Raw genomic sequence first — 16741 nt, 5'->3', positions numbered from 1 at the left:
GCGAGCGGTGGAGGATAAGATTACATCATCCGTCGTTCGGTCGTCATATACGGCATCGGCTGGCCCAGCAGCTTGGCCACCCGCATCAGCAGCTTGCGGTCGTCGAACGGCTTGGTGACATAGTCGCGCGCGCCCATGTCGATGGCGCGGCGGATATCGGTCAACTGCTGACGCGCCGTCAGCATCAGCACAGGAATATCGCAGGTCCTGGTGCTGGATTTCAGAATCCGCAGCACCTCGAAGCCGTCGCCGCCGTCGCCCAGCCCGATATCGAGCAGGATGGCGTTCGGCTTGAAGGCAAAGGCCTGGGAAATCGCCTGTTCGCAGTTGCGCGCTACGCAGGTGACATAGCCGCCCAGCTCCAGGCGGATGACAAGAAGATCGGAAATATCACGGGTGTCCTCGACGACGAGGATGCGGAACTTATCCGATGCGGGCATGGGGCAAGTCTCCCTGCGAGTGGGCCAGCCATTCAGCGACGGTTGCGGTCAGGACGCCTGGGCGGATGGGCTTTTCGACCATGTCGTTCATCCCGGCGCCCAGGCAGATCCGCCGGCGCGACTCGCCACCCGCAGATACGCCGATGATCGGCGTGCGGGCATTCAGCTCGCTGCTGGCGCGGATGCCCTGGGTAGCGACCAGGCCATCCATCACCGGCATGTTGACATCCATCAGGATCAGGTCGTATCGGCGCTCGAGACAGGCCTGCAACGCTTCGCCCCCATCCGCCACGGCGTCGACATAATAGCCGCGGGCGCGCATCAGACTCAGGATCAGGTCGCGATTGCCGGCGTGATCGTCGGCCATCAGGATGTAGCCGGTCCCGGTTGCCACCTCGGTCCCCGCCTCGTCGGCATCCTCGCCGTCGCACACCTGCACCGGAATGTCGAACCAGAACATTGAGCCGTTGCCCGGACTGCTCTCCACGCCGATGCGTCCGCCCATCAGCTCGACCAGCTGCTTGCAGATCATCAAGCCCAGACCGGTACCGTTGGTGGTGTGGTCGACCTGAGAAAAGCGCTTGAAAAGCCGCTTATGGCCTTCGGGGGAAATGCCCGGGCCGGTATCGGTCACAGTGACTTGGAGACGGTCCCCGCGCCAGTGCAGGGCGATGGTGACGCCACCATCCCCGGTGAACTTTACAGCATTGCCCGCCAGGTTTATCAGGATCTGGCGCATCCGCACCTCGTCGAGCAGCATCAGCGGCATGTCGTCGTCGGTATCGACCGTCAGGAACAGACCCTTGGCGTGGGCTTGGACCTCCAGCAGGTCGGCGACCTCCTGCATCAGCTCATTGGCCGAGCACGGCGCAAGGTCGAGCTCCAACTGACCGGCCTCCAGCTTGGAATGGTCGAGTATGTCGTTGATCAAAGCCAGCAGGCCTTGGCTGGCCGTCCAGATGCGCTGGCTGTAGCGGCGGGGCTCTTCGCTTTCAACGACCTCGCGCAGCAGGGCCGAAAAGCCGATAATGCTGGTCAGTGGCGTGCGCAGTTCGTGCGACATGGTGGCCAGGAACTGCGACTTGGCCTCAGCCGCCGCGTTAGCGTCGACCATGGCGTCTTCCAGCGCGGCCTCGACGGCCTTGCGTTCTGTGATGTCGCGGACCACGTCCTGCAGCTTGGCAATCTTGCCGTCGGGCCCCAACATGGCGCGCGGCGAGGCCTCCAGCCAGACGATATGACCCTGCTTGTGGCGGGCGCGGTACTGCACGCGCGGGACGGCGCTCCAGTCGCCGCCGCGGACATAGCTGGCAAAGGCGGCGCGGGTGACGGGGTAGTCTTCGGGGAGGACGATATCGCGGACATTGCGCCCGGTCAGCTCGGCCGGCGTAAAGCCCAGCAGTTTTTCGACGGCCGGGGACAAATATTCGATGGCGCCATCCAGGCCAAAGACCGAGATGATGTCGTTGGAGCTGTCGGCCAGAAGTCGGTAGCGCGCTTCGCTGGCTTCGGTGGCTTCCTGGGCGCTCAGGATGTCGCTGAGATCGTGCACGACTCCGAACAGGCCGATCGCCTTGCCGCTCTCGTCGCGCTCGCAGACGCCGTTGGTCTCGATATGACGGATTTCGCCGCTGTCGTGGCGGATGCAGCGGGCGCGGAACGAGAACTCGCCATTGCCGGCGATGGCGGCTTCGACAATGGCGCGAATCTCTTCGCGGTCGTCGGGATGGTACAGGGCCATGGTCTCGCCGAAGCGCGGCGTAAAGGTCTCCGGATCGCAGCCGAAAATGGCATAGGTTTCCGGCGACCAATAGGTCTCCTTGGTCACCATATTGCCGTGCCAGTGGCCCAGATGGGCCAGACGTTCGGCCATGCGCAGATAGTCGCTGTACTGGGTCAGCTTCTTTTTGGCGTTGAGATATTCGGTCTCGTACTCGCGCCGTTCCTTGGCCGGGAAGACGGCGTAATGGAAATGGTCGCCGTCACGACGGGCATTGAGCAGGATGGGGACGCTGTCGCCATCGGGGCCGGTGAGGCTCAGGGCGATTTCACTGGCCTCACCCGTCAGGTTCAGCTCTGGCAGCAGCTTGGCGCTGAGGATGAACTGCGAAGGCCGGGTGAGACAGCGGCCAAACGTCTTCGGCCCGCCGTCATAGCCGCTCATTGCGCGGAAGTAGCGGTTGGCGGCCACGATGGTGCCGTCATTGTCGCAAACGACCAAGCCACATGGAGCAAGTTCAAAGGCGGCTTCGGTCATGTGGTGGTTTGGGCACAAGCTGAGGGATCCGGACTCCAGCTTTACGCGCAGGCGGTTAAAATTACGCTTAAGACCGGCGCTTTCTGCTCAGGGTTTCCGCCAGCGCAATCAAGATGCCGCCGGCGGCATAACATAGCAGGTCCTTCGGATCGAAGGAGCCACCGATCGTGAAGTGGGCCAACCGGTTGCCCCGCAGCCCCAGAACGTCCATCAATCCGAACAACTGACCCAGTTCGATGGCCAGGGCAAAGGCCAGGGTGGCGATCAGGGCAGTGATGACTCCCAGCCGCGTCACCGCCCGCAAAAACAGATAAACCAGGACGACGGCCAGGACGTCGCCGAGATAGGGCCGCACGAAGCCGTCCCGCACGAACAGGGCGATCAGGACTTCAATCACGAAGACCAGTATGGCGGCGAGGGCATAACCCCAATGAAACCTCAAATGTGAAACCTCACAGTTTGCGGATCTTGATATTGCGGAACCACACCGGATCACCGTGGTCCTGCAGGCAGATACGGCCTGTTGGGACTTCGGCAAAATGCGGCATGGCGGCGAACTTTGACTTGGCGATCAAAGCCTTCCAGGCGTCATCGCCATAGGAGGTGTCGGCCACCTTCACGCCGTTCAGCCAGTGCTCGATATGGTTCTTGGCGACGACAATCCTGGCGGTGTTCCATTCGCCGATGGGCTTGGACGCATCCGACGGCGGCACGATCAGGTCGTAGAGTGCGCCGGCGGTATGCGACGGAATCTTCCCGTCGGGATGGCCGGCATTGTCGAGGACCTGCGCCTCCGGACCGGTGTGGTAGGGGCGGTCGGTGTCGGGCAGCTCGCGGACGAAGTACATGATGCCGCTGTTACCCTTGGGCGAGATTTTCCAGTCGATCGACAGTTCGAAATCGCCGAATTCCTGTTCGGTGACGATGTCGCCGCCGCCGGCGGCCTTCAGCGCGAGGGCACCGTCCTCGACCACCCAGCCGGAGGCGCCGCCCTTGAACCTGCGCCAGCCAGATGTGTCCTTGCCATTGAACAGCAATTCCCAGCCGGCGGTCTTTTCGGCCTCGGTCAGGGTGTTGGGCTTAGGCGTGCCGGCACAGGCGGCCAGGGGCAGCGAGCTTACGGCGACCGCGGTGGCCGCCAGGAGAAGGGAGCGTCGGTTCATGGTGTTGTCCTCTTATCTGATACCTCCCCGCCGAAGGTGGGGAGGGGGACCATGAGTGTAGCGAACGAAGCGAAGCTCAGCGAAATGGTGGCGGGGCGACTTGCTGTCGGAGCCGCTTTCGACGGCGCTTCCGGAAAGAAAGTCGCCCCACCACCACATCTCGTCCTTCGCTGCGTTACGTCCTCGTGCGGTCCCCCTCCCCACGCGTGGGGAGGTATAATTATGCCGGATACGGCAGATTCAGGTGTTTCAGCAGGCCCTTGAGATGCTCCACGGCCTCATCGCTGGGGCCGGGATAGTCCTTCATCGGGGTGTTGCCCTGGAAGCCGATGGCGGCCTTGCCCTCCGGCAGGGTGTAATAGCCGCCGACGATCAGGCCGCGCAGGCGGCCGAAGAATCCCGCCGGCTCGACCAGGAACTCCGGCACCGGGTCCAGCATCAGGGCATCGACGATCCGCGCATGCGTGGCCGCATCGGCCTTGGCGAACGGTTTGCCCGTGGCCTCAAGACTTTGGGCATCCAGCCAGGCCAGGCCGTTGAGCACCTTGCGGCGGTCGCCTGCCTGGGCTTCGTAGGGCGAACTGATCCATTCGTCGACAAAGGCTGCGATGTCGACATCGCCGGCGCCGGGACCGCTTTCGTCCGGCGGCAGCACCAGGTTGCCCAGGATATTGATCGCCTCACGGTTCTCCGCGCTCAGCCGCAAAGGCCAGGGCGCGATCGGGTTCATCAGGTCCGGGTCGGTGCCGTATCCAAGGGCGGCATTGACCGGCAGTTCGATGTCGGGCCAGGCGATCTGGGGGTTTAGGCCGGCCGGGGCCGTCGCACCCTCGGAACGGGCGACGGCCGGGGCCGTCGCACCCTCGGAACGGGCGACGGCCGGGACGGCGGGAATGGCGGTGGCGGCGGCCGCCAGCCAGGCCAGGGTGGTGCGGCGGGAAAGAGTCGTCATGCGAACGCCCCTTGCTTGATGTCGGCGGCCAGCTTGTCGCAGGCGCGCCAGGCCAGGGCCATGATGGTCAGGGTCGGGTTCTTGTGCGGGTTGGAGGTCAGCATGGCGCCATCCGCCACCAGCAGGTTTGGTACCTCCCAGCACCGGTTGTACGCATCCAGCACGGAGGTTTTCGGATCGTCGCCCATCCGCGCCGTACCGCCTTCGTGGATGATGAAGCCGCCGGGGCGGATATTGCTCTCGCCGGTGTCGTTCGGATTGACCACGGTGCCGCCCATCCGTTTGATGATGGCGCGCGCCGTGTCCAGCCCGTGCTGGACCATGTTGATCTCCTGATCCGACCATTTCCAGTGGAACTTCAGCACCGGAATGCCCCACTTGTCGCGAACATTGGGATCGATCTCGGCGTAACAGTCCTTGTTCGGGATCATCTCGCCGCGCAGCGAGAAGTGGACACGGTTGCCCATCTTGCGCTTCATGGCGGCGCGCAGGTCGGCACCATTGACCTTGGGTAGGTCGGCGCCGCCCGTCCACGGCCCGGGCAGGCGGAAGCCGCCGCCGATTTCGAAGTGATAGCCACGGGCGAAGTTCAGCTTACCTTCGGCCTGCTCCTTGTACAGCCACCACGGGATGTAGAGGTGGGCCTGATCGGCGCCTTCCTCGTTATAGATCGGCCGGCCCTCCAGGCCCGGAATAATGCCACCGGTATAGCCGCCGACCGTGTCGACCAGGTTGCGCCCTACCTGGCCCGAGCCATTGGCCAGACCATTGGGGTGATCGTCATTGCGCGAGTTCAGCATCAGGCGCGAGGTTTCGCAGGCGCTGGCCGCCAGGATGACGGCCTTGGCCGTCACCTTGTAAGTCTGGCCGGTCTTGCGGTCGACATATTCGACGCCGTCGGCCTTATGTTTGGACTTCATCACCACCTTCGACACCATGGCGTCGGTCACGACCGTCAGCCGGCCGGTCGCCATGGCCAGCGGCAGCACCGACGTCGTCGCCTGGTAGGCAGCGCCGATGCTGCAGCCGCGGCCGCAGGGACTGGTGTAATAGCAGGCATTGCGCGGGGCGACGTCGTCGGGCTTGTCCTTGGTCAGGATGGCGTAGCGCGACGGCACGCACGGCACGCCCAGATCGTTGGCCGCCGCCTTGATCAGCAGTTCGTAGACCCGCGGCTTGGGCACGGGATGGGCGATGCCCGGCGGCGAATCGGGGTGGTTTTCCAGCCCATTCGGTGCGCCCCACAGGCCGACGATTTCCTCGGTCCGGTCGTACCACGGGGCAACCTCGTCGTAGGACAGAGGCCAGTCCATGCCGATGCCATCGCGCGAAAACGGCTTGAAGTCATAGGGTCCGAAGCGCGGCACATGGCGGCCCCAGTGGTTGGTGCGCCCGCCCAGCATGCGTGAGCGCCACCATTCAAACTTTTCGTCCTTGGCCGTGGTGTAGGGTTCGCCCGGCACCTGCCAGCCGCCATCGATGGTCGCGTCGTAATAGCCGAAGGGCTTGTCCGGAGTTCCGACGCCACGCAGAGGCGCCTCGTGCTCCTGGCCCAGCATATTGACCTCTGCCTGCGGGTCGTAGGACCGGCCGGCCTCCAGGAGCAGGACATTGATTCCGGCGCGGGTCAGGGCATAGGCAGCCATGCTGCCGCCGGCACCGGAGCCAACAATAATGACATCGTGCCCGGTGGATCGGGCGGCCTTGTCGAACATCTGTTTCCCCCTGAGGGCATTTTATGATTATGAGCCTCATGCCGAAATGTGGTGGCGAGTTTTCGGCATGAGGTGTTCTTGACACGAGAGATAACGACAAAAATCTTCGCCTGTCACGGTCCGTTTTCAGTGATTAAAGAAATTCAATAGATTTAAATTGGTCTGATCACTTTTCGCATAGGTCAGATGTTTGTCTTGACGGTTATGGGGTTGGGCTGGTAACGCTACCATTACAACAAGCGCCGTGCAGAGCGCCCTGAGGAGATGCCCGTGAGTTTGACCCCTTCTTGTGTGGGACGCCTTCTGGTGTCCGTGTCGCTGATCGCGATGTGCGCCTTGGCGGCGCCCGCGGTCAGCGCGCAAGCCCTCGATCCGGTGCCGGCGGACGTGGCCGCGATGGCCTATCGCGACACCGCCTTGGATCCGAAGGCGCGCGCCGCCGATCTGGTGTCGCGCATGACGCTGGAAGAAAAGGCGGCGCAACTGGGTCACACCGCCCCCGCCATCCCGCGTCTTGGTGTTCCCAAATACAACTGGTGGAACGAAGGTCTGCACGGTGTCGCCCGCGCCGGTGTCGCTACCGTCTTCCCGCAGGCCATCGGCATGGCGGCCACCTGGGACGAGCCGATGATGACCACGGTCGGCGACGTCGTCTCGACCGAGTTCCGCGCCAAATATGTCGAACGCGTTCATCCTGACGGCGGCACCGACTGGTACCGCGGCCTGACCGTATGGTCGCCAAATATCAACATTTTCCGCGACCCGCGCTGGGGCCGTGGCCAGGAAACCTACGGCGAAGATCCGTACCTGACCTCGCGCATCGGCATCGGCTATATTCACGGCCTGCAGGGTAACGATCCGAAATTTTTCAAGACGGTCGCCACCTCCAAGCACTTCGCCGTCCATTCCGGCCCGGAATCCAACCGCCACAAGGAGGACGTCTATCCGTCGAAGTTCGACCTGGAAGACACCTACCTGCCGGCCTTCCGCGCCACCGTCACCGAGGGCAAGGCCTATTCGGTCATGTGCGTCTATAACGCCGTCTATGGCGTGCCGGGCTGCGCCAGCGACTTCCTGATGGAAGAGAAGCTGCGCCAGAACTGGGGCTTTCCGGGCTTTGTCGTCTCCGACTGCGGCGCCGCCGCCAATATCTTCCGTGAAGACGCCCTGCACTACACCAAGACCGCCGAAGAAGGCGTCGCCGTCGGCCTCAAGGCCGGCATGGACCTGATCTGTGGCGACTACCGCAACAAGATGAGCACCGAGGTCCAGCCGATCATCAACGCCGTCAAGGCCGGGCAACTGCCCATCGCCGTGGTCGATCAGGCTCTGGTGCGGTTGTTCGAAGGCCGTATTCGCCTTGGCATGTTCGATCCGCCGGCATCGCTGCCGTTCGCGCACATCACGGCGGACGATTCCGATACCCCGGCCCATCATGCCGTGGCTCTGGACATGGCGAAAAAGTCGATGGTCCTGCTGAAGAATGACGGACTGCTGCCGCTGAAGGCTGAACCAAAAACCATCGCCGTCATCGGCCCCAATGCCGACAGCCTCGACGCCCTGGTCGGCAACTATTACGGCAAGCCGTCCAAGCCGGTGACCGTACTGGACGGCATCCGCGCCCGCTTCCCCACTGCGAAGATCGTCTATGCCGAAGGCACGGGCCTGATCGGACCGGCCGAGCCGCCGGTGCCGGACTCGGTCCTGTGCCTGGATGGCGCTTGTACGAAACAGGGCCTGACGGCCGAGCATTTTGCCGGCGATGACCTGCAGGGCGCACCGGTCGCCACCCGCACGGAAGCCAATGCTCGCCTCGACTGGCAGGGCGAAGACAAGAGCTCGTCCGCGCGCTGGACGGGGTACCTGAAGGCGCCGCAATCGGGGGAGTATCGTTTCCGCTACCTCAGCGAAGGCGGCTACAAGGTCTGGGTCGGCGACAAGCTGGTCGTTGACGAATGGGGTGTGGGCGATGCCCCGTCGATCCTGTCGGGCAAAACCGAGCTGGAGGCCGGCAAGGTCTATCCGATCAAGGTCGAGGCCTTCCAGCGTGGGCCGCGCGGTACGCAAAAGCTGCTGTGGAGCCCGCCGGTCGACATGGCCGGCCAGGCGGTCGATGTGGCGAAGACGGCCGATTTCGTGGTCTTTGTCGGGGGCCTCTCGGCGCGGGTCGAAGGCGAAGAGATGAAGGTCGAGGCCGAAGGCTTTGCCGGTGGTGACCGAACCAGCATCGACCTGCCCAAACCGCAGCAGCAACTGCTGGAAAAGGTGATTGGTACGGGTAAGCCGACGGTGCTGGTGCTGATGAGCGGCAGCGCCTTGGGCGTCAACTGGGCCGACAAGCATGTTCCGGCCATCATCGAAGCCTGGTATCCGGGCGGTGAGGGCGGCCACGCCGTGGCGCAACTGATCGCCGGCGACTACAGCCCGGCCGGCCGGTTACCCGTGACCTTCTATCGCTCGGTTGATGCCTTGCCGGGCTTCAGCGACTACACGATGAAAAACCGCACCTACCGCTATTTCAACGGCGAGGTGCTGTATCCGTTCGGTCACGGCTTGAGCTACACAACCTTTGCCTATGCCAATCCCAAGGTCAGTGCGGCGTCTGTGGCGGCGGGTTCGTCGGTGACTGTGTCTGTCGATGTCAGCAACAGCGGCGCCATGGACAGCGACGAGGTCGTGCAACTCTATGTCTCGCATCCCGGCGGCACGGCAATCCGGTCGCTGCAAGGTTTCCAGCGGGTATCGTTGAAAAAGGGTGAAACCAAAACCGTCCAGTTCAAGCTCGATGACCGCGCCTTGAGCGTGGTCGATGAACACGGCGGCCGTAAGGTCCAAGCCGGGCAGGTTGATCTGTGGATCGGCGGTGGCCAGCCAGTCTCGCGTGAGGGTTTGACGTCGGCGCCGGGCGTGAAGACTTCGTTTACAGTCACCGGTTCGGCCGTGGTCAGCGACAAGGTGGCGCCGAAGTAATTCCTTAGGCTGGGACCCAGGGGCGCTTTCGCAAGGACCCCTCACCCCAACCCTCTCCCCTCAGGTGGGGAGAGGGAGCGACAGCGCAATATTTGGACAGATCAGGAAGACCAACAGCGTTTCAGTTCGCTTTGGACTCCCTCGCCCCACTTGAGGGGAGAGGGAGGGGGGGAGGGGTCTCACCAAGGTTCAGCGATACGGAAGCCTCAAAGAAGCTCTATCCCGCCACCCGCATCGCCGCCACGATCTGTGCCTGGGCCTGTTTCAGCAAATCCCGCATCCGGGCGTTCTCCGCCCGTAAGGCCACTTCCGCACGGTTATTGCGCAAAACATAGGCCAACTGGTGCGACAGAACGCGCCAGTTGATCGGCTTGACGACGAATTCGGTGGCGCCCACGGCATAGGCCCGGTCGACCGCCACCATGTCCTCGCGACCGGTCACCACAACGATCGGTAAGTGCGCCAGCATCGCGTCCGCCCGCACCTTTTCGATGAGATCGAACCCGTTCATCCGTGGCATGTCGAGATCGACCAGGGCGATGTCGATCCCCCCCAGTTGCAGCCGCTCCAGCGCCAGAATGCCATCCGCCGCAAGTTCGACCTCGACCGAGGGCGTCGCCAGGTGAACCGCCGCGAACTCACGCAGGATGGGGTCATCGTCGGCCACCAGAACCCGCGCGGTCTCCATATCGACAAACTTGGAACTCATTGCTTCAACACCGTGGCGCTGCGCGGCCCTACGCCCTCAGGTACCGGCACGCCTGAGCCACTGTAGCGCGTATTGATGACCAGCACAGGGCTGTTCTTCAGTTCCAGCTTTTTGGCAACGACGATGCTCCAGTCGGAGTCCTGCCCGACGCTGCCCTGGGAGGTGACCTGAAGCGTGGCGTTGGGGATATAGATGGTCCCCAGCAACTGCGACACATTGGTCGACGAAATCTTGAAGGTGTTGGTGTTGGCGCGGGTCGTGGCGATCAGGAAGCCGGCGAACGGACCGGCCTTGCGCGCCGTTAACCGGACATCGGCCTTGTCGGCGAAGTTGAACATCTGCGCCGGCCCGAAGATCAGGGCGACATCGTCGCCTTCCAGTGTCGTGTTGTTCGTCATGTTCAGTCCGCCCATGAAGTAGTGATCTCCCGGCAGAAGCGTTACTCGGGTATCGCCGACAGCCAGGATCGGCAGGCAATGCACGCCGGGCGCCACAGTGGCATCGGCCAGGAGGGGGGTGACAGCTACTTGAACGCCTGTATCGCACAGTTTCGACGGATTGAGGTTCATGCCGTTGAACGGGTCGGGGATGGGTAGGGCGCCGCCATTGCCCGCCGGATTGGTCGCGCCGGTGACCGTGCCCGACGCCTGGATCAGCTTGCCGGTGATCATGGCCGACTGGGTGACCGAAATATTGTTGTTGGCGTGGATCATGCAGCCCGGTGCCTTGATGGCGGCCGTCTGGCTGAGCACGATGCCGCCGGTTTCCACCTGGAGCACGCACAGCGGTGTCTTCTGCAGCGCCTCGCCGACGGCGCTGGCGCGCAAGACCTTGTCGCCCAGCACACCGGTGATGCCGTGATGCTCGGCCGCGGCATTGACCGTCAGGGTACCGGCCGTGCGGTCGATATCGACGGTAAAGGTGGCGGAATCGCCCTTGAGATTGTCCTGCGCGGTACGGATGGCCACGCGGCGGGCATCTTCGTCGCCGGTGGTGGAAGCCAGGGAAAGCCGTCCGGCTCCGGCCAGAGCGCCGGCATCGGCAGCCGTCTGCAACCGGTTCTTCAGGCCCGACATGTCGCTGTATTCCAGTGCGCCGCCGATGGCCACAAGCAGGGGTACGGCGGCGATCGCAAAGATCATCGCCGACTGACCGCTTTCGCAGCGCCACATATTCAACAGCTTACGCAACAACATTCTGTTTTGTTTCCAGCCCTTAAGAAACTTATCAGGCAGTTTTTAAGATTTGATTGCTAGTCTTCGTGAGGATTAACGGGTCGCAACCTGGCCAACAGATCCCAAAAAAAAACCGCACAGGCCCGTATGAGTTATTCCAAGAGCGTGAAATCTGCTCCTTCCATTCGCCGGCGCTTAAGCGTGTTGGTGCTGGGATCGGTGCTGTTCACTACCCTGCCCGTGGCCGGTCTGTTCACCTGGCAGGAAACCACCCGCCACGCCCAGGCGCGCTGGTCGCAGATGAAGACCGCCGCCGACGTGCTGGCCTCGTCCGCCGCCGAAGCCGTCGCCACCAACGATCAGCAGCGCGCCTTCACCGCCATCCGTGCCGTGTCGCGTACACCGGGCATCATCTATGCCCGGGTCGAGGGCGCAGGCCAGTTCATCCTCGCTGAGAACGGCACGGGCGCCCGCCTGCGCCAGGATGTCCGCATCAATGCCGACACGCCCAGGCCTTCGGTTCGCCAGATGGTCCTGACCAAGACCATCGAAATCGTCGCGCCGGTGACCATCGACGGCCAGCGTATCGGTCAGGTGGTGGTCGTGCACCAGGCCGACGGGGTGGCCGCGGCGCTGATCCGGTCGCTGACCTTGATTCTGGGCATCGCCGCTGGCGCCTTGGCCCTGGCCATGCTGGGGGTTACCCGCCTGCAGGCGGCGCTGACCCGTCCGCTGGCCAGATTGACCACATCGGTCGGTGAGATGGCCGAGAAGGGTGATTTTTCCCAGCGCGTGACCATCGAAAGCCGCGACGAGGTCGGGCAACTCGTCGACAGTTTCAACGCCATGCTCGACGCCATCCGCACCCGCGATGCCAGGATCGAGGCCCACGTCAAGGGGCTGGAAGGCGAGGTCGCCGCCCGTACTGCCGACTATGTCGCCGCCCGCGACGAGGCCGTCGCCGCCACCGCCGCCAAGTCGGATTTTCTCGCCACCATGAGCCATGAGATCCGTACCCCGATGAACGGCGTCATGGTCATGGCCGAGCTGCTGGCGGCCGAAAGCCTTCCGGCCAAGGCCCGCCGCCACGCCCAGACCATCGCCAAGTCGGGCCGCTCGCTGCTGGCGGTCATCAACGACATCCTGGACTTTTCGAAGATCGAGGCTGGCAAGCTGGAGGTCGAAACCACTGAGGTCGATATCCTCGACCTGTGCGACGACATTATCACCCTGTTCCAGGCCAAGGCGCGCGAAAAGGGGCTGGAACTGGCCGTCTCCGCCCATCCCGACGCGCCGCGCATCGTTCCGGCCGATCCGGTGCGCCTGGGCCAGGTCCTGTCCAACCTGATTTCCAACGCGCTGAAATTTACCGACCAGGGTCTGGTGGCCGTGGCCATCGAGCCGGGACCGGGCCGCAGTTGGAAGCTGTCGGTGCGTGACACCGGGATCGGCATTGCCGCTGACAAGCTGCCGAAGATCTTTGCCGCCTTTTCGCAGGAAGATCAGACCACGACGCGCCGTTTCGGCGGTACCGGCCTGGGTCTGACGATCGCCAGGCGCCTGGTCGAGGCCATGGGCGGCGAGGTCTCCGTCACCTCGCAACAGGGTCGTGGGACGCGCTTCCTGGTCGTCATGCCGGCGGGCGATCACGGCGAAACCTGCGCCCCCCCCCAGGTCCACCATCCCGTCACAGTTGACCTGCGCATCGAAGGTCCCCTGACGCGCGCCGCCTTGGCCCGCCGTCTGCAAGCCGCTGGCATCACGGTCGATTCCGCCGACGCCGACGCTGTGATCGCAGACAAGACCCACCGCAGCGCCGGCGATGCCGACCCCGCGAAACTGATCCTTCTGGCCGATCCCGACGACGGCGAGGCCGATGGCCATGTCCGTCAGGGCCACGCCGCCTGCCTGTTGCCGGCGCCCGTGCGCCACCGCGACCTCGATGCCCTGATCATCAGCCTGCGGGATGGCCAGCCGCTTGCGCTCAGCGAGCCCGAACACAATCCCGACGCCATTCAATCGGCCTATCCGCGCGCCCGCGTGCTGGTCGTCGACGATGCCGAGGTCAATCGCGAAGTCGCCTTGGAAGCCTTGTCGCGCTTTGGGATCACCGCCGAAACCGCCAATGACGGCCAGGCGGCGCTTGACCGTCTGGATGCCGAAGACTTTGACCTGGTGCTGATGGACGGCTCCATGCCCGTTCTGGACGGCTTCGAAGCGACGCGGCGCCTGCGTCTGCGCGAAGCCCGCGCCAGCGCGGCGGCTACGCCGGTCGTTGCCTTGACCGCCCACGTCGTTGGTGCCGCAGCAGACCTGTGGCGCGACGCCGGCATGGACGGCGTGCTGCATAAGCCGTTTACGCTCAAGGCCCTGGGCGACATCCTGCATCACTGGCTGCCGCACAACCTGGCCGAAGATCCGGCTGTGGTTGAATTCGACGACGAGGACAGCGAGCCTCTGGTGACGGTCGACGAAGCCTTGTTTGATCCGGACGTCGCCGGCCCGCTGTTGGACGGCCTGGACACCGACCGCGGCGATTTCGTCCGCAAGGTGGTAGGCCTGTACACCCAACATGCGCCGGATTGTATCGCGCGCCTGCAGGCGGCGCGTTCCTCCGGAAACGACGAGGACATGGCCAGCGCGGCCCACGCCCTGAAGTCGATGAGCCTGAATCTGGGCGCCCGCGCCGTGGCGGAAAGCTCGGCCGTCATCGAACGGGCGATCCGCGAGGAAGGCCGCAAGGTCACGGTCGAGGAGATCGCCAATGTCCGCGCCCTGCTGGAAGCCACCCTGGTGCGGCTGGACGATGTGATCGATGGCGGCGAACGCATGACGGTGCTGCCCGAAGACCCCGAGCAGGTGATGCTGCGCGAGCTGCGCGACGCCATCGCCGCCGAAGCCTTCGAGATGAAGTATCAGCCGATCTTCGACCGCAATGGCGTCGCGCCGGTATCCGCCGAAGCCCTGATCCGCTGGAACCGCCCCGATGGCACGCCGGTGGGACCGGATGTGTTCATTCCTCTGGCCGAGCGCGAAGGCCTGATCTGTGCCATCGGCGTCATCGCCCGCAGCAAGGTGCTGCGTGAGGCGGCTAACTGGTCGGTACCTGTCGCGGTCAATGTGTCGGGCATCGAACTGGAACAGCCCGGTTTCGTCGCCGATCTGAAGGCGCTGCTGGAGAAAACCGGATATGATGCCGGACGGCTGGTTCTGGAGGTGACGGAGACGGCCTTTATGGGCGATCCGAAGCGTATCAACCTCATCTTCGAAGATCTGCACGCCCTGGGCATCAAGCTGTCCTTGGACGATTTCGGCGTTGGCTATTCGTCGCTGACGGCGTTGCACCGGTTCCCGTTCGACAAGATCAAGATCGACAAGGAATTCGTCCACGCCCTGGACAGCGATCAGCGCGCGGCCCTGGAAGCCCTGGCTATCATCCAGGCCGTCGCAGGCATCGGTCGCGCCTTTGGTATGCAGGTGGTGGCCGAAGGCATCGAGACCCAGAGCCAGCACACGGCCCTGAAGGCGGCCGGCGTCCACGCCATGCAGGGCTGGCTGTTCGGCAAACCGATGTCGACGGCGGACCTGACCGCGCTCCTGGGCATGCAGGATCAGCGTCTGGCGAGTTGAGTGGGTTCTGACACCGCCGCGAAGCGGAAATGGCGTTGGATTTTGGAACCGCGAATGAACGCGAATAAGCGCGAATAAGCGCGAATGTCTTCGGTACATTCGGAAATTGTGCGGACTTTGGCTAAGTTTTAGTGAGCGCCGTTGGCGCTCTTAATTCGCGTTTATTGGCGTTCATTCGCGGTTCCAACCCTTCTTTCTTGACAGCGTTGTCCGCACCTTTAAACCAGCATCCCAACGATACAAAACCGTTGAGGAAACACATGATCATCCGCCGCGACCTGGGCGAGGCCGAGGCCCGCTTGGCCATCGATGCCTGCGTCGCCGAACTGAAGCGTCGCGGCAAGGCCGGCGTCGTTGCTGTCGGCGATTCTCACGGCGAACTGCTGGTGCTGTGGCGGACTGACGGTTGTTCTCTGCCGCCGATCGTGATTGCCCAGAACAAGGTCTACACCGCCGCCCGCGTGCGCGGTAACAGCGGCGATCTGGGCCGTGACGCGCAAAAGGACGGCTCCGACGTGCACTACCACGGCGATGCTCGCTATGTCGGCTGGGACGGTGGTTTGCCGGTCATCCATGACGGCGAATGCCTGGGCGCGGTCGCCGTCAGCGGTCTCACCGGCGTCGAGGACGTCGAAATCGCGCAACTGGGCGTCGCCGCCATTCTCAACAGTCTTTAAGGAAACTCCCATGGCCTTTCCCGTTCCCTACGCCGCTGCGGCGACCCGCTACGACACCATGCCCTATCGCCGTTGCGGCCGGTCGGGCCTGAAACTGCCGGCCATTTCGCTGGGCCTGTGGCAGAACTTCGGGGGTGACGACGTCTTCGAGACCGGCCGCGCCATGCTGCGCCACGCTTTCGACAACGGCGTCACCCATTTCGACCTGGCCAACAATTACGGCCCGCCCTACGGCTCGGCGGAAGAGAATTTCGGCCGCGTCATGGCGACCGATTTTAAGGCCCACCGCGACGAACTGGTTATCTCGACCAAGGCCGGCTGGGACATGTGGCCTGGCCCCTACGGTGATGTCGGCGGTTCGCGCAAATACCTGATCGCCTCGTGCGACCAGAGCCTGAAGCGGATGGGGTTGGACTATGTCGACATCTTCTATTCGCACCGCGTCGATCCGGAAACGCCGCTGGAAGAAACCATGGGCGCCCTGGTCACCCTGCACCGTCAGGGCAAGGCGCTGTATGTCGGGATTTCGTCCTATTCGCCGGAACTGACGGTCAAAGCTGCCGCTATCCTGAAGGCCGAGAATGTGCCGCTTCTGATCCATCAACCGTCCTATTCGATGCTGAACCGCTGGGTCGAAAAGGGCTTGCTGGATACGCTGGCTGAGGTCGGCGCCGGTTGTATCGCCTTTTCTCCCCTGGCCCAGGGTCTGCTAAGCAAGAAGTACCTGGGCGGCGTTCCCTCGGATGCCCGCGCATCAAAAGAAGGCTCGTTCGATCCGGCCCTGATCACGACGGACAACATCCGCCGCATCCAGGGCCTGAATGCCATCGCCGAAAGCCGCGGCCAGACCCTGGCCCAGATGGCGATCGCCTGGGTGCTGCGTGATCCGCGGGTGACCTCGGCCCTGATCGGCGCTCGCACCGTGGCGCAGTTGGCGGATTCGCTGGCTTCGCTGAACAAGTTGGGCTTCAGCGATCAGGAACTGGCGGCGATCGACGAATTCGCCACCGAAGGCGATATCGACCTGTGGAAGGTGTCGTCGACGCTCTAAAC

At 63.6% G+C, this 16741-nt stretch carries 12 protein-coding genes; 4 read left to right on the top strand and 8 right to left on the bottom strand.

The features are described from left to right. Window positions 1–20: 20 nt before the first annotated feature. The 6 genes from ABI_RS14785 to ABI_RS14760 all read right to left on the bottom strand — a co-directional run bounded on the left by ABI_RS14785 (window position 21) and on the right by ABI_RS14760 (window position 6527). A complete protein-coding gene (locus ABI_RS14785) occupies window positions 21–440 on the bottom strand; it encodes a response regulator transcription factor (protein ID WP_006273843.1) in 420 nt (139 codons plus the stop codon). Further along, entirely contained in the window at window positions 424–2697 is a 2274-nt protein-coding gene (locus ABI_RS14780) for a PAS domain S-box protein (protein WP_006273840.1), read from the bottom strand. The genes ABI_RS14785 and ABI_RS14780 overlap by 17 nt, the downstream gene beginning before the upstream one ends. A 67-nt stretch (window positions 2698–2764) precedes the next feature. Continuing rightward, the gene (locus ABI_RS14775) at window positions 2765–3139 is read right to left on the bottom strand and encodes a ribosomal maturation YjgA family protein (protein WP_006273839.1); all 375 of its coding nucleotides are present in this window, start codon (window positions 3137–3139) and stop codon (window positions 2765–2767) included. 10 nt (window positions 3140–3149) lie between these two features. Beyond that, window positions 3150–3860, bottom strand: coding sequence for a 3-keto-disaccharide hydrolase (locus ABI_RS14770; RefSeq protein WP_006273838.1), 711 nt, complete (start codon window positions 3858–3860; stop codon window positions 3150–3152). 220 nt (window positions 3861–4080) lie between these two features. After that, window positions 4081–4812 (bottom strand): gluconate 2-dehydrogenase subunit 3 family protein, encoded by a 732-nt coding sequence (locus ABI_RS14765; RefSeq protein ID WP_006273837.1) that lies wholly within the window; start codon window positions 4810–4812, stop codon window positions 4081–4083. Continuing rightward, window positions 4809–6527, bottom strand: coding sequence for a GMC family oxidoreductase (locus ABI_RS14760; RefSeq protein WP_006273836.1), 1719 nt, complete (start codon window positions 6525–6527; stop codon window positions 4809–4811). The genes ABI_RS14765 and ABI_RS14760 overlap by 4 nt, the downstream gene beginning before the upstream one ends. Before the next feature lie 270 nt (window positions 6528–6797). Between ABI_RS14760 and ABI_RS14755 the strand changes: the two genes are divergently transcribed. After that, window positions 6798–9497 carry a glycoside hydrolase family 3 protein gene (locus ABI_RS14755; RefSeq protein ID WP_245531359.1) on the top strand — a complete coding sequence of 900 codons (2700 nt, stop codon included), beginning with the start codon at window positions 6798–6800 and terminating at the stop codon, window positions 9495–9497. A gap of 217 nt (window positions 9498–9714) precedes the next feature. Here ABI_RS14755 and ABI_RS14750 read toward each other — a convergent pair whose 3' ends face one another. Together ABI_RS14750 and ABI_RS14745 are read right to left on the bottom strand one after the other, a co-directional pair. Further along, complete coding sequence (locus ABI_RS14750; protein WP_006273833.1) at window positions 9715–10206, bottom strand: response regulator; 492 nt, start codon at window positions 10204–10206, stop codon at window positions 9715–9717. Continuing rightward, window positions 10203–11402: a TadE/TadG family type IV pilus assembly protein gene (locus tag ABI_RS14745; protein ID WP_006273832.1), complete on the bottom strand. Its 1200-nt coding sequence runs from the start codon at window positions 11400–11402 to the stop codon at window positions 10203–10205. Before ABI_RS14745 ends, ABI_RS14750 begins: the two co-directional genes overlap by 4 nt. Window positions 11403–11546: 144 nt before the next feature. Here ABI_RS14745 and ABI_RS14740 point away from each other — a divergent pair, with 144 nt between their 5' ends. The 3 genes from ABI_RS14740 to mgrA all read left to right on the top strand — a co-directional run bounded on the left by ABI_RS14740 (window position 11547) and on the right by mgrA (window position 16739). Then, window positions 11547–15011: an EAL domain-containing protein gene (locus ABI_RS14740; RefSeq protein WP_245531358.1), complete on the top strand. Its 3465-nt coding sequence runs from the start codon at window positions 11547–11549 to the stop codon at window positions 15009–15011. A 260-nt stretch (window positions 15012–15271) separates the two neighbouring features. Then, a complete protein-coding gene (locus ABI_RS14735) occupies window positions 15272–15688 on the top strand; it encodes a GlcG/HbpS family heme-binding protein (protein WP_006273830.1) in 417 nt (138 codons plus the stop codon). 10 nt (window positions 15689–15698) lie between these two features. Beyond that, complete coding sequence (gene mgrA / locus ABI_RS14730) at window positions 15699–16739, top strand: L-glyceraldehyde 3-phosphate reductase (RefSeq protein WP_040309302.1); 1041 nt, start codon at window positions 15699–15701, stop codon at window positions 16737–16739. Window positions 16740–16741: the final 2 nt, after the last annotated feature.

This window comes from Asticcacaulis biprosthecium C19 (genome assembly GCF_000204015.1).
Classification (GTDB): Bacteria; Pseudomonadota; Alphaproteobacteria; order Caulobacterales; family Caulobacteraceae; genus Asticcacaulis; species Asticcacaulis biprosthecius.
Note: the sequence above shows the minus strand (reverse complement) of the source record. Positions and strands in the feature narration are given on the sequence as shown.

Excerpts from the sequence above, each read along its gene's own strand:
- mgrA (WP_040309302.1), top strand. The coding sequence starts at position 15,699 with ATGGCCTTTCCCGTTCCCTACGCCGCTGCGGCGACCCGCTACGACACC.
- ABI_RS14780 (WP_006273840.1), bottom strand. The coding sequence starts at position 2,697 with ATGACCGAAGCCGCCTTTGAACTTGCTCCATGTGGCTTGGTCGTTTGC.
- ABI_RS14770 (WP_006273838.1), bottom strand. The coding sequence starts at position 3,860 with ATGAACCGACGCTCCCTTCTCCTGGCGGCCACCGCGGTCGCCGTAAGC.
- ABI_RS14760 (WP_006273836.1), bottom strand. The coding sequence starts at position 6,527 with ATGTTCGACAAGGCCGCCCGATCCACCGGGCACGATGTCATTATTGTT.
- ABI_RS14735 (WP_006273830.1), top strand. The coding sequence starts at position 15,272 with ATGATCATCCGCCGCGACCTGGGCGAGGCCGAGGCCCGCTTGGCCATC.
- ABI_RS14765 (WP_006273837.1), bottom strand. The coding sequence starts at position 4,812 with ATGACGACTCTTTCCCGCCGCACCACCCTGGCCTGGCTGGCGGCCGCC.
- ABI_RS14745 (WP_006273832.1), bottom strand. The coding sequence starts at position 11,402 with ATGTTGTTGCGTAAGCTGTTGAATATGTGGCGCTGCGAAAGCGGTCAG.
- ABI_RS14785 (WP_006273843.1), bottom strand. The coding sequence starts at position 440 with ATGCCCGCATCGGATAAGTTCCGCATCCTCGTCGTCGAGGACACCCGT.
- ABI_RS14750 (WP_006273833.1), bottom strand. The coding sequence starts at position 10,206 with ATGAGTTCCAAGTTTGTCGATATGGAGACCGCGCGGGTTCTGGTGGCC.